This is a genomic window from Xylanibacter rodentium (assembly GCF_013166575.1).
Lineage (GTDB): Bacteria > Bacteroidota > Bacteroidia > Bacteroidales > Bacteroidaceae > Prevotella > Prevotella rodentium.
In genome coordinates this window covers 87,898-100,790 of record NZ_JABKKE010000007.1, presented here as the reverse complement: position 1 = coordinate 100,790, position 12,893 = coordinate 87,898, and the positions used below count along the sequence as shown (strand labels likewise).

At 45.3% G+C, this 12,893-nt stretch carries 11 protein-coding genes; 4 read left to right on the top strand and 7 right to left on the bottom strand.

All coding sequences use genetic code 11. The features are described 5' to 3' along the window. Positions 1-10 precede the first annotated feature (10 nt). Positions 11-919, bottom strand: a complete 909-nt coding sequence (gene menA / locus HPS55_RS05735) for a 1,4-dihydroxy-2-naphthoate octaprenyltransferase (protein WP_172175276.1) — start codon at positions 917-919, stop codon at positions 11-13. Between the two features lie 76 nt (positions 920-995). Between menA and HPS55_RS05730 the strand changes: the two genes are divergently transcribed. Further along, the gene (locus tag HPS55_RS05730; protein ID WP_172175279.1) at positions 996-1,649 is read left to right on the top strand and encodes an HD domain-containing protein; all 654 of its coding nucleotides are present in this window, start codon (positions 996-998) and stop codon (positions 1,647-1,649) included. A gap of 56 nt (positions 1,650-1,705) precedes the next feature. Here the strand turns inward: HPS55_RS05730 and HPS55_RS05725 are convergent, their stop codons facing one another. From HPS55_RS05725 to uvrB, 5 genes are all read right to left on the bottom strand, one after another. Then, positions 1,706-3,901: an outer membrane beta-barrel protein gene (locus HPS55_RS05725; protein ID WP_172175282.1), complete on the bottom strand. Its 2,196-nt coding sequence runs from the start codon at positions 3,899-3,901 to the stop codon at positions 1,706-1,708. 96 nt (positions 3,902-3,997) lie between these two features. After that, on the bottom strand, positions 3,998-6,355 hold the full coding sequence (locus HPS55_RS05720; protein WP_172175285.1) for a putative porin: 2,358 nt from the start codon (positions 6,353-6,355) through the stop codon (positions 3,998-4,000). Then, entirely contained in the window at positions 6,356-6,607 is a 252-nt protein-coding gene (locus tag HPS55_RS05715) for a hypothetical protein (RefSeq protein WP_253945792.1), read from the bottom strand. It lies immediately after the preceding gene. 13 nt (positions 6,608-6,620) lie between these two features. Further along, positions 6,621-7,226 carry a DUF4468 domain-containing protein gene (locus tag HPS55_RS05710; protein WP_172175288.1) on the bottom strand — a complete coding sequence of 202 codons (606 nt, stop codon included), beginning with the start codon at positions 7,224-7,226 and terminating at the stop codon, positions 6,621-6,623. Positions 7,227-7,599: 373 nt separating this feature from the next. Next, positions 7,600-9,639, bottom strand: a complete 2,040-nt coding sequence (gene uvrB / locus HPS55_RS05705; protein WP_172175290.1) for an excinuclease ABC subunit UvrB — start codon at positions 9,637-9,639, stop codon at positions 7,600-7,602. Positions 9,640-9,765: 126 nt separating this feature from the next. On the opposite strand from uvrB, the gene HPS55_RS05700 reads away from it, so the two are divergent. From HPS55_RS05700 to HPS55_RS05690, 3 genes are read left to right on the top strand one after another with little or no spacing between them, the layout of a single operon-like run. Then, positions 9,766-10,590: an outer membrane protein assembly factor BamD gene (locus HPS55_RS05700; protein WP_172175293.1), complete on the top strand. Its 825-nt coding sequence runs from the start codon at positions 9,766-9,768 to the stop codon at positions 10,588-10,590. Positions 10,591-10,639: 49 nt separating this feature from the next. Beyond that, positions 10,640-10,990 (top strand): DNA-directed RNA polymerase subunit omega, encoded by a 351-nt coding sequence (locus tag HPS55_RS05695; protein ID WP_172175295.1) that lies wholly within the window; start codon positions 10,640-10,642, stop codon positions 10,988-10,990. A gap of 18 nt (positions 10,991-11,008) precedes the next feature. Beyond that, entirely contained in the window at positions 11,009-11,467 is a 459-nt protein-coding gene (locus HPS55_RS05690) for a DUF4293 domain-containing protein (RefSeq protein ID WP_172175298.1), read from the top strand. 352 nt (positions 11,468-11,819) lie between these two features. On the opposite strand, the gene mltG is transcribed toward HPS55_RS05690, so the two are convergent. Then, positions 11,820-12,845 carry an endolytic transglycosylase MltG gene (gene mltG, locus HPS55_RS05685; protein ID WP_172175301.1) on the bottom strand — a complete coding sequence of 342 codons (1,026 nt, stop codon included), beginning with the start codon at positions 12,843-12,845 and terminating at the stop codon, positions 11,820-11,822. Positions 12,846-12,893 lie beyond the last annotated feature (48 nt).

The window sequence follows — 12,893 nt, the reverse complement described above, 5'->3', positions numbered from 1 at the left end:
CAGGCTGCGGTCAGACGAGCAGTCCCGCAGATACTGCAACTCCGTAGACTAGAATGTTGCGTGCGGTCTCGCCAAGGCATTCGTTCAGGGCTTTGCCATGGTCGATACGTATCATCTTGAAGTATGTGAAGATATGCATTGCCAAATATATCAGCGGCAGCAGGAAGGCGGCAGCATGACCGTTGACCCAAAACACAGTTCCCATCAGGCATGCCGTAAATCCTATATACATATAGGCATAACTGCTGGCACGTGCTCCGAAGCGCACTACGATGGTGTTCTTGCCGCTTTTGCGGTCGTTGTCGCGGTCGCGGAAATTGTTGACAATGAGCAGGCTGTCGATGACAAAGCCGCATGCCGATGAGGCTATGAACACCTGCCAGTTGCATGTGTGTAGCTGTACATAGTAAGACACGCACACGGGGACAATCCCGAAGAACACGATTACGAGTACGTCGCCCAGGCCTATCAGTGACAGGTGGGTGGTGTAGAGAAAGCAGAACAGCACGCACACCGCGCCCACAAGTATCATTTCAAGACCTCCGTAGTATATCAGCGGCAGACCGACAGCGCAGGCAGTGCATGTTGTTAGGGCTATGGCCCGCTTCATGGCATCGAGGCTTACCCAGCCTTGTGAGCATGCACGCAGCGGACCGAGGCGTGTCTCGGCATTGTCGGCACCTTTGAGGCAGTCGAAGAAGTCGTTGATGAAATTGGCGTCTATCTGCATTATGAATGCAAAAAGAAAGCACAATGCGGCGGCTGTCCAACTGAATGTTCCCTCGGGATAGCTTTGGGAGTCGGTGTAGGCCAAGGCCATTCCTATCATTACGGGAACGGCGGCGCCGGTAAGTGTCTTCGGACGTGCGGCAAGCAGCCATGCACGAAAGGAATTTTGTCGTATGTCGGTCTCTTTCATTCTTTTTGATTTAACTATTTGCAAAAATAAACATAATTGCGTATATTTGCAAAAATATTAATCTATTTATTCGTTAATGATAAGCAATACGGCAAGCCTTGATTTGGTAGAGTATATTGAGACTACGATACTTCCCCGGTATTCCATGTTTGACAAGGCGCACAACATGGCTCATGTGACGAGTGTGATAAGGCGTTCGCTCGACCTTGTGCGCGCTACTGGAGCGGATATTAATATGGTGTATGTCATAGCCGCTTATCATGATATAGGCATGTCGGGGCCACGGGCTGTGCATCATATCACAGGCGGGCGGATTCTTGCCGGTGACATGCGTCTGCGCAAATGGTTCTCGCCGGAGCAGATCAAGATAATGAAAGAGGCGATAGAGGACCACAGGGCATCGGCTTCGCATGCTCCGCGGAGTATCTACGGGAAGATTGTGGCAGAGGCAGACCGGGATATGACTCCGGATACGGTATTCCGGCGTACGGTGCAGTTTGGTCTGGCCAATTATCCTGAACTCGACCGCGAGGCCCAGTGGCAGCGTTTTCGTGAGCATATCACCAACAAGTATTCTGTTCACGGATATATTCGCTTGTGGATTCCTGGCTCAGACAATGAGCGTAAGCTGCGTGAATTGCGTGATTGTATTGAGCGTCCTGTGGAAATGAAAAAGATTTTTGACAGGATATTCGAAGAGGAAACTTCATCATTTGACGTAAATGCATAATCCGATGCTTTTTTCTCAGTCTATTTGCTTCACAAGCAATGATGTGATCTATATATTTATTCGTCATAGCTTCTTTTTATATCTTCATGTTCATAATGTTCATCGACTTTGCGCTCTTCTGTTTTTAGTTTTCCGAATCTCCAGCGTAAGCTCAGCATGAACGAGGCATGATAGCTACGGTTGCGTGTCACACTATAATAGCCGGTGCTGTTACTCTCGCGGACATTGTTGTAATAGACTGGTAAAAAACTGTTTGCCTCTGCACTGACTGTCAGGCGCCTCTTGGGAAAACTCTTGTATATACCTATATTATAATAGAAGTTCTCTTCACCTTTTCCTTGCATGTAGATATAAGGCGTGTTATATCCACCACTAACAGAAATATCGAAGTTGTGAGGCAATTCCTGCTCAAAAGAAGCATTGACAGAAAACGAACAGCCTCGATTGTGCTTATAATAGTCATTCTCGGCATAGCTGGTATAATAGAACTTTGCGTCCATCTGCATCCATGTGGTAGGTAAGATTTTTGAAGATACCGTTGCCTGAGTCTTGTTTTCGTAGCGCTTTCCGATATTGTTCATCGTTATATGAAGTATATCATCCTTCAGGAATGAATGTCGCAAGATTAAATCTTTCGCAAACGAGTGCGTGGAAGAAGCATACAGATTGAATTTCCCTATTCGTAGATTGGAAGAAAGAGAAAGCGACTGCGTGGTCTGAGGTTTAAGGTCGGGATTGCCATAAGACTTCCGTCCCGGTACATCTGTATAGACGTATGGATTCAGTGCCTCAATGTCCGGAACTTGCCTACCCATCGCATAGGCTAAACGGAAACTCGTCTTGCCGTTCATGGCATAAGCAAAATCCGTGTATGGTGTAAGCATTTGTTGATTTTTGGCAAACGAGTTCTGTTTTAATGGCTTCCGTGATGAATCCCGCATAAAAATATGAGTTGCACCAGCATTCACGCTTATCTTTCTGTGAATGTAACCATATCCTATTTTAAATGAATTCGCGAATTGCCAATGCTTGTATTCCTCTCTGTCAGTTTTGAGATAAGATTCCATATCTGGATTAAAACTGTAGAACTGCTCTTGCAGGATTCTGCTTCCTTCGTCACGATAGCGCATGGTTTCTTCAATAAATAATTGATGGGAACTGATTTTACGCCGGTAGAGCATGTTTAAAGTATGCCATTTCTCATCACGGGATGTTCTCTCTTTATTATTGAAGAAATCTTTCACATAAGTTGGTTCTGTATATTCCAGAAGTGAGTAATTTCCATCCGTATGTGTTTTTACCGGACGATAATAAAATTCGTATTCAGCGAAAAACTTTCCGCGTTCTGCATTTTCTCCGAACATATGTTCATAATTAACATCCACCGTATATTCCGCATCGCGATCAGCCTTATAATACTGTTCGTGTTTGTAGCGATAGGTCTGAACTGCGGCGTAATCTTCCACTTTGCAGTTTGTTATACTTTTTGTATGCGGATCAGTTTTTAATAAGGCTCGGGCATAAATGGAAAATAGTTTAAGAGGAGTGATTTCGTAAGATAAATTCATCTCAAAATTATTCAAGTCGGCCTTGTATCCGGATTCTTTTGTCTCGCGCTCTGTATGGTAAAGGTATTTATTTTCGTATCTCCATTCCTCTAAATTCCGTTTATTGTCATGGCCCCATAGCCAAGTGTTGTAGTAAGAAAAAGAAATGCCTAAACGGTTTCGTTTGGTGAACAGATATGCCCCGTTACGCCATTTGTCATCGTACAAGGCGGTGTTGGCAATTCCGCGATAGCCTAATAAACGTCCTTTGGTAACGATGTTAATTTGCAATACTTCCTGTCCGTTCACATTTCGTATGATACGTGCCTCAATGCGCTTTAGATGTTTGGAATCCAAAGTTTCCAGAGCATCCTGTATGTTACCCGCCAATGAAAGGTCATGAGTGCCATTCACAAGGTATTCTATCGGCTGGCCGCCAATGGAACGAACCGTGCCATTACGCTCCACATGCAGAAGGGGAAAATTATGCAGCGTCTCAAACCCGTTTTTACCTGCTAAAGAAGAATCCGCACTGACATTATAAATAAAAACATCTGGACGTGTTGTATACAGACTTCCTTTTACCGTCATTTCATGTAGCCATTCCGTCTGGATACTATCCTGACTTTGTGCCATACACATAAACGGCAGAAAAAGCAAAATAGTAATAATGCGTCCTGGTGTTGGTGAAAAATTATTCTTCATAGCAAAAAAACTATTATAAGATTCAGGAGCTCTTTATGTAAAAAAAGAAATATGTATATAATATGCTTTATTTCAAAGTAACCAATGGTCTTTATGTCAATTAAAGAAGTTCCACGAAACTCCCAGTCTCATCACTCTTGTGTTCTGCGGATAATGCGGAGCAAGGAAATACATATTGGTTCCGTTTCCGGCGTTTACGTGGCTGAACATGAGGAAGAAGCGTGCGTGCTTGAGGTGCATGTTGGCATATATATCTACAAAGGGATAGCCGCCGAGTTTCACCTTGCTTGCACTGTTCTCCTGAATGGCGAACCGGTTGAGCTGAGGACAGAAATCGGGCGCGTAATATTTTGTGAAGAAATATGCATCACCACCAAATTCTACGCTGAGTACTTTGGCTATCTTGAATTTCAAATACAGGTTGGTGAACAGGTTGAGTGACGGTACCGGCAACACGTCACTGTTGCTTGAATTCTGATAAGTCACCACATTCTCCCAATTGAGCGGACCAAGACGGAAATTCTGCATCAGTTGTGCTGTCATAAGATTGATGTTGCCGCCGGCCTGTCTGATACTTGCCGATAGGTTGGTGCGGGCCGTTGTGGTGGCATCATAGCTCATGCCGAAGTATGTATAGTTCTGTATCTCTTCTACGGCAACGCGCAGTGTCGTTTTGGTCTTGCGGTAAGTGAAACTGCCTTCCAAGCGGGTTCTCGTCTCTTTACTCAGATTGTCTCGGTCCCACCAGATGTGTTTGGAATGGTAACGACGCTGATAGAATGTGGGGTTGAGGCGATAGAAGTATGCCCGTGCGGCCAATGTCACGGTATCACCGAAGAGCGGAAAGTTGAGGTCTGTGTTGAAGTCAGCCTTCAACTGTCCCATATCTTCACCTGCAAGCCATGTTTCAGCCATAAGATTATAGTGCAGTGTCTTGCCTTGCGATTTCGTAATCTGTCCTCCAACGCTCAGTGTATGTTCGTTCCATGTCTCGGTATATGCGCCTATAGCATGAGGCATGCCTGTCACCGACGGCATTTCGAACCGTCTCAGTTCGTGACTTGCAAAAACTTTGAGTCCGGCTTTGGCATATTTGTTGAAGCCTTCAAGCATTGCTATGGCCAGTGTATTTTTTATGGACGTCATCGTTGTGACGTCATAGATAGAGTCGCCACCGTAGGCTTTTCGGTCGCCATAGTTGTAAAGGGTGTCGGCATAGTAGTTTTGTGGTGTCTCGTATGCCTGATAGATACGTTTATGGTTGTTCAAGTCGAGTGTGTGGATGAAGCTCGTTACGGGAACAAACACCCTCTTCATCGTGGCAGCGATGGAATCCTGACGTGCTTTTTCTGCCAGCAGACTGTCCATCTTTTCTTTCGATTCTACAGTTATTCTTGTTGTGTCTGTTTCGAACTTGTTTTCTTCCGTAGGTTCGTCACCGGCTATCACGGCCCCTTCGGGTCGTCCGGAAGAAGTGCTGTTTTCGGATGTACTTTCTTTTTCTGGCCGTCCTTTTATGCTTGACGATGTCTTGTCTTTATCTTTTCTGTTGCTGTTTTCTTTCTTGGACTCAGCGGCAAATTTCCTTGCCTTAATCTCTTCTTCGGTCATCTTTTCCATGCGGTAGAATCCGAGATTGTATCTATGGGTAAGAAACAGGTGTATATTGTTGTTTCTGTTCCAGTTGTGGCTTAGAATGGTGGGTATTTCGTTCTCTCCATACGAGTCGTCGAAACTTTCGGGGTGGGTGATGTAATTGTCGTCGGTGATGCCTCCGTTTTCTGATACTTTCTGGTGATATGACGACAACATGGCGTGCATGTTATACTTGTCTCCAAGATATGATGCGTAAACGGTGGCTCCGAAGTGCGATGCACTTTGGTCGGAGTAATATCCGCGTGCGTAAGAATAGTCGAGAATGAAACCAAAGCCGAGGCGTTTGCCGGCATTTACGGCAAATTTGGCGTTGATATGATCTTCACCATTGGTCTTGTCTCCGCAATTATCATACGAAATGTTGGTAAATGGCGACAACGTGTTTGTGAAGTGCAGTTGGTCGGGTTGCCGTATTATGTGGCTGTATGGCTGTGTGAATATGAACTGATCCGTGAGCGGCCTGTCTATGACAATGCGGTTTTCCCTTGCCGTATAGTTGTTGCCGGTGGTGTTGTATTGTCCGTACAGTCCGGTGTTGAGTGTGGTGTTGGGGTACAGATGCGGAACTGTGTCGGGTATGGCGGGAGTTACGTCACCGAATTTACGGTCTATGGTCCATACGTACAGTCCGGTAGGAATTTCCTTGTTGCTTGTGGTGTCGTTGTTGTGTTTGTTGAAATTCCTGTTTTGGTTGTTGTCTATCTGTGTAGGCCCTTCGCTGTTTGTCTGGTCAAATATCTGAGCCTCAGCCGTGGTGACGGTGAGGCTCAGTAGGAGGGCGTATAGTTTTTTTCTCATTTAAATCCTTAATATTCTGATTGCCGATTCCATGATCTTGAACACCATGGCACCAAGGATTATGTATATTCCGGTCTGTTTGTCGGCAGATACATAATATATAACTCCCACAATTGCTCCTACCATGAATATAAGGTTGAGCACGTTTCGTATTCTCAATAATATTGTTTCTCTTTTTGTGTGGAGTTCTTCCTGATGCTCGCGTCGTCCGGCCATTCGTTCCTCCAATGGGGTCTTTTCGTATTGATTCATGGGAGGAATGTGTTTATTTCAGCAATTTGGCAAACTTGTCGAACAGATAGTCTTTTCTGTCTATGGTCTTGCGGCGGAACTTACCTGTTACTCTCGACAGCTTCCGTTTGTTTTTCTTCAGTCCGTATTCGTCTGTTATCCACTCCTCGGCTTTCAATGTCTGCGGGTCGCGCTCTTCCTCATACAGATAGTAAATCTTTGTCATCTTGATGTCGGCCTTGCCGTCCTTACAGTCGGCAATGATATGATAGAAAAGGCGGGTACGGTCCAATACCAGTGCCGTGCTTTTGAATACAAGCCATTCCTGGTATGAGGCTACTATCTGGTGGCTGACACTGTCTGTCAGGACAATGCGGCTCTGCTCAAACTGATTCTCTTCTTTTGTCATGTCGTTGAGACACTTGCGTAGTGTCTGGTAAATCTGTTCCGCACTTTTTCCTGGCGCTTCTATTGTTGTCTCAAACACAACTTTGCCGTCTGCTACAGGTACGGCACCGGTCAGATATTTTGCGTCGGGGTTTGCGGCCACGCCATTCTCGTTCTTTTGTATTTCCCACGTGTTTTGTGCCGTCATGGTCATGGGCAGGCACATGAGTATTGCAAACAAAATCTTTTTCATCGTCGTTCGTTCTTTTTTGATTTAATTATGCAAAGTTACAAAATATCTTATTATTACGTATGTATATTAAACAGATTAACACACTTTTTGGGGATTTGTAACTATTCCGCATCGTTCCTGTAGGCTGTAGGCCTGCGTTTCGCGTCATTTCGGCAGCCGGTGTCTGTATATGTCAAGGCGCGGTTGTTGCAATGCTTTCACGGCTGTCTGCGTTTGTCGGAGAGCTGTGGTCTGATGCAGGAGCCTACGTGGCGGCAAAGTGAAGTCAATAGGATTACTGAGTGAAGTCAATAGGATTACTGGGTAAAGTCAATAAGATTACCGAGTAAAGTCAATAACAATCCATTCGGGCCGATAGCGGTGCGCGTTGTGCCTATTTCAATTCGAGTTCTTTCTGCATCCTTATGATTTCGTCTCTGTACTGTGCGGCCTGGATGAAGTCGAGACGTTTTGCAGCCTCTTTCATCAGTCTGGTGGTGTTGGCGATACTCTTCTCCAGCTGTGGGCGTGTCATGCGCTCTACTATAGGATCAGCGGCGAAGGCTCCTTCTTCCGGACCGATATATGCCGTGCGCAGGCTTGGTGTTGTTTCGGTTTTGTCAACGGCACCGGCCTCGGCCCGCAGCACACTTTGATGCAATGTCTTGCGTATCTGTGTGGGAGTGATGCCATGTTCTTCGTTGTAGTGCATCTGTTTCATCCTGCGGCGCATTGTCTCGTCGATGGTGAGTTGCATGCTTGCCGTGATGTTGTCGGCATACATTATTACTTTTCCGTTGACGTTGCGTGCCGCACGTCCGGCTGTCTGAGTGAGACTGCGGTGGCTACGCAGAAATCCCTCTTTGTCGGCGTCAAGTATGGCAACGAGCGACACTTCCGGCAGATCAAGACCTTCACGAAGCAGGTTTACTCCCACGAGAACGTCGTATACGCCATGCCTCAGGTCGTCGAGTATCTTGATTCGGTCGAGTGTAGCCACGTCGCTGTGTATATATGCTGTCCGTATGTCATGATTGAGCAGATATTCCGTAAGTTCCTCGGCCATGCGTTTGGTCAGTGTCGTTATCAGTACACGTTCTTCATGTTCCATGCGCTTGTGTATCTCTTCGGTAAGGTCGTCTATCTGATTCTCGCTCGGGCGTACTTCTATTTCGGGATCGAGAAGTCCGGTAGGACGTATAATCTGTTCCACGACTACTCCTTCCGATTCGCTTAGCTCATAGTCGGCGGGTGTGGCCGATACGTAGATTATCTGATTTATCATGCCGTAGAATTCGTCGAATGTAAGCGGACGGTTGTCGAAGGCGGCAGGCAGTCTGAAGCCGTATTCTACAAGGTTGGTTTTTCTGGCGCGATCGCCGCCGTACATGGCATTTATCTGCGGCACGCTCACGTGGCTTTCATCGATAACCATCAGATAGTCATTTGGGAAGAAGTCGAGCAGGCAATACGGGCGCTCGCCGGGTTGCCGGCCGTCGAAATACCGTGAATAATTCTCTATTCCCGAGCAGTGTCCGAGTTCCTTTATCATTTCCATGTCGTATTCCACACGCTCTTTTATTCGCTGTGCCTTTATGCCGTCTCCTACGTTTGTAAAGAACTCCACCTGTTTGACAAGATCGTCCTGTATCTGCCGTATGGCGATGTCGGTCTGTTCTTGAGTCGTCATGAAAAGATTGGCCGGATAAAGTTTATACTCGCCGAACGAGGCCAGACGGTCCATAGTAACGGAGTCGAGTTCTTCTATTCCGTCTATCTCGTCGTCCCAGAATGTCACACGAAGTATCACCTCACTATATGCCATAGCAATGTCAACCGTATCACCTTTCACGCGGAAGCAGCCTCGTTGCAGTTCTATATCATTGCGCACATAGAGTGCTTGTACCAATTTCCTTAACAGCGCATTGCGCTCTATCTTTTGTCCGCGGTGCAGTTCTATCACGTTTTCCGACAGTGCGACAGGACTGCCCATACCGTATATGCAACTTACCGATGATACTACAATCACGTCCTTACGACCTGACAACAGTGAGGATACGGTCCGCAGTCGGAGCCGGTCTATTTCTTCGTTGATGGCAAGGTCTTTTTCGATATAGGTGTCGGTTGTCGGAAGATATGCTTCCGGTTGGTAATAATCATAATAACTTACATAATATTCTACGGCGTTATCAGGGAAGAAACCTCGCATTTCTTCGTACAATTGTGCTGCCAGCGTTTTGTTGTGGCTCAGAATCAAGGTGGGGCGTCCGGCATTGGCAATGACGTTTGCTACAGTGAATGTCTTGCCGGATCCGGTCACACCCAGCAACACCTGCGATCTGTCGCCTCTTTGCAGTCCTTCAGTGAGGCTTTGTATGGCCTCCGGCTGGTCGCCTGTAGGTTTATATTTGGAAGTAAGTTTAAATTGACTCATATTGTGCAAAATTACTTATTTTCGTTGTAATAAACGTTATAATAAGGTTTATTTTGCTAAAATTCAGTTTAAATGCTTTGCCATTAGGGGAAAAATAGCTATTTTTGCATCCTCAAAAATCGACAGATGAAGAAAAACTTATTCATATTGGTGTGCGCATTGGCTTTGATGAGCAGTTGTGCCACTGAGTTTAACCGTGTTTATAAGTCGGGCGATTACGACTACAAATATGAATTTGCAAAGCAATGTTTCGCCGAAGGCAAATTCACGCAAGCCATATCATTGTTACAGGAGCTCGTGACCATACAGAAAGGGACGGACAACGCTCAGGAGTGTCTGTACATGTTGGCCATGGCAGAATATTGCGACCGCGACTATGAGAGTGCGTCGGCTACGTTCAGAAAGTATTATTCGTCTTATCCCAAAGGATTGTATGCCGAGCAGGCTTCTTTCTATATCGGTCAGTCGCTATATGAAAGTACGCCGGAACCGCGGCTCGACCAGTCGCCCACAGTGGGAGCCATCAACGCATATCAGCAGTTTCTTGACTTTTATCCCGATTCCAAGTTGCGTTCTACCGCACAACATCGTCTGTTTGAGTTGCAGGACAAACTTGTTATGAAAGAGTATCTTTCAGCAAAACTGTACTACAATCTTGGCGGATATTTTCTTAACTGCTTGGGCGGAGGTTCCAATTATGAGGCATGTATCGTCACTTCACAGAACGCACTCAACGCATATCCTTACAGTAATATGCGTGAGAGTTTTGCCGCGCTCATAATGAAGAGCAAGTTCAAGTTGGCCGAGCAAAGTGTGGAAGAGAAGCGGCTTGACCGTTACCGTGATGCGGAAGACGAATGTTATGGATTCCTTAATGAATACCCTGACAGTAAGGAAAGGGAAACAGCGGAAAAGTATATAGCCAAGTGCAAGGCTTTTACCAAGAATTGATTGAATATATACAGGCATTTAAACGAAATTTAAAACTTTATAGAATAGTATGGATTACAAGAAATCAAAGGCACCGGTGAATACCGTTACACGCAACATCATGGATCTTTGCAAGGATACCAATTCGCTATATGAGAGTGTGGCTATCATTGCGAAACGTTCAAATCAGATTTCAGTTCAGATTAAGGAAGATCTCAGCAAGAAATTGGCAGAGTTCGCTTCTTACAACGACAGCCTTGAGGAGGTATTCGAGAACCGTGAGCAGATAGAGATTTCACGCTATTATGAGAAGTTGCCTAAACCGACATTGTTGGCAACCCAAGAGTTTGTTGAAGATAAGATCTATTGGCGTGACCCTGTGCGGGAGAATCATCAGGGCAATGATGACAGACTTGTCTAAAAAACGTGTCGTAAGTGTATGATACAGCGCATTCAAACTGTTTATATGGCTTTGGCCGTAGTGTTCACCGTGGTATGTCTATGCTTGCCTATAGGAGTGTTCTGTGCTGACGGACTGACTGTAATACGTGAGTACAATCTGTTCCTTGCGGACGATAGTGCCGCACATAGTTACGACACATGGCCAATGTTTGCAGTACTTGTTCCGTCTGCTGCCCTCGGTATTTATTCAATATTTGTTTACGTTAACCGCAGGGTGCAGGCGCGTTTTTGCATGTTTAACGTATTGTTGCTCATTGGATGGTACGTTTTATATGCCGTTTACAGTCGTATGTTCGGGGTGGGTGAAGGCACTGTCGATTTCCAGCCTACTGTCTATGCTGCTTTTCCTTGTGTGGCGTTGATATTTTATGTCATGGCCCGTCGTGCCATTATGGCTGACGAGGCCCTTGTACGTGCTGCCGACAGAATACGTTGACGGAATAAGACAATAAAGTCAGAGATAATGCTTCGGGGTCTGATGCTATTTTAGCAGCAGACCCCGAAACATTTAAATACCATGTTCTCGTTGTTCTAAAATTCTTTTTTATTGGTGATATAGGCGGGGAATTTTATAAATATGTTTTATAACATATAAATGAATTTGTGAATAATTAAAAAAAACGATAACTTTGCCTGCGTTATCCTGAATACAATCTTTTTACCTTAAAGGAGGCTAATACCTATTGATAAAAAAACCGTTCACTGAGAAGTGAGCGGTTTTTTGCTGTCAATTAAATATACCGGCATAAAAATCTTTTAATGAGATGAAAGGAATGCTATCCGTCATGTTATTTTATATTACGCTCGTTTAGAGCCTTTACATACTTTGCTGCATTTTTCAAGTGTTCCCCGTATGTTCGTGCGAAATTGTGCGTGCCTGAGAAATCTTCTTTTGCACACATGTACAGATAGTCATGGTCGGTGTAGTTGAGCACTGCGTCTATTCCTGCAATAGATGCTATTTTGATCGGACCAGGAGGCAGCCCCGTATTTTTATATGTATTGTATGGACTGTCGATTTCGAGCAGTTTGTGATATATTCTGCGCAGAGTGAAGTCCTGCCATGCAAATTTGATGGTAGGGTCGGCCTGTAGCGGCATGTCGGTTTTCAGTCTGTTGATGTACATACCCGCTATCATGGGTTTCTCGGCCGTGTTGGCCGTCTCTTCATCTATAATGCTTGCCAGCGTGCTTATTTGCAGCGGAGTCATGCCGATGGCTTTTGCCTTTGCCATACGCTCTGTATTCCAAAACTTTTTGTGTTCCTGTTGTATTCGCGCCATCAGTTTGTCCATGCTCACATTCCAGTATATATCGTATGTGTTTGGTATGAACGCAGATGCTATTGTGGCCGTATCATATCCGTATTTGGCACAAAACGCAGAGTCGGTGAGTGCACGTGCAATGGTAACACTGTCGAGCATCAGCCTTTTGGACAGTGTTCCGGCCAGACGGTTCATTGTTCTTGATTCTGGTATGGTGAGGTTCAATGATGTCTGCATGCCGTTTTTTATATGCCTGAAAGTGGTGAAAACCTTCTCACCCGGTGCTATGGCATAGCGTCCGGAGCGTATGTTCTTGTCGTATCCGCTGTATCTCACCAATGTTCGGAATCCCTTGATGGAATGGTCGGCGGCAATGGGATTGAGCTTGGCGTATACAGAGTCGACGGTGTCGTCATCGTCGATGTACACATATTGCATGGTTTCGGAGGTGGAGAAAGACGAGAAGAAGTAATAATAAAATATGCCGGCAATAAGCAGCAGACATACGCCTGATACGTATAAATAATACTTTGATTCTATAGGTTTCATGTTATGAATATAAAAAATATCGGCAAAGATACACCATTTTCCAAAATT

Coding starts and splice junctions, on each gene's coding strand:
- HPS55_RS05730 (WP_172175279.1), top strand. CDS start 996: ATGATAAGCAATACGGCAAGCCTTGATTTGGTAGAGTATATTGAGACT.
- menA (WP_172175276.1), bottom strand. CDS start 919: ATGAAAGAGACCGACATACGACAAAATTCCTTTCGTGCATGGCTGCTT.
- HPS55_RS05720 (WP_172175285.1), bottom strand. CDS start 6,355: ATGAGAAAAAAACTATACGCCCTCCTACTGAGCCTCACCGTCACCACG.
- HPS55_RS05710 (WP_172175288.1), bottom strand. CDS start 7,226: ATGAAAAAGATTTTGTTTGCAATACTCATGTGCCTGCCCATGACCATG.
- HPS55_RS05695 (WP_172175295.1), top strand. CDS start 10,640: ATGGATTACAAGAAATCAAAGGCACCGGTGAATACCGTTACACGCAAC.
- uvrB (WP_172175290.1), bottom strand. CDS start 9,639: ATGAGTCAATTTAAACTTACTTCCAAATATAAACCTACAGGCGACCAG.
- HPS55_RS05690 (WP_172175298.1), top strand. CDS start 11,009: ATGATACAGCGCATTCAAACTGTTTATATGGCTTTGGCCGTAGTGTTC.
- HPS55_RS05715 (WP_253945792.1), bottom strand. CDS start 6,607: ATGAATCAATACGAAAAGACCCCATTGGAGGAACGAATGGCCGGACGA.
- HPS55_RS05725 (WP_172175282.1), bottom strand. CDS start 3,901: ATGAAGAATAATTTTTCACCAACACCAGGACGCATTATTACTATTTTG.
- HPS55_RS05700 (WP_172175293.1), top strand. CDS start 9,766: ATGAAGAAAAACTTATTCATATTGGTGTGCGCATTGGCTTTGATGAGC.
- mltG (WP_172175301.1), bottom strand. CDS start 12,845: ATGAAACCTATAGAATCAAAGTATTATTTATACGTATCAGGCGTATGT.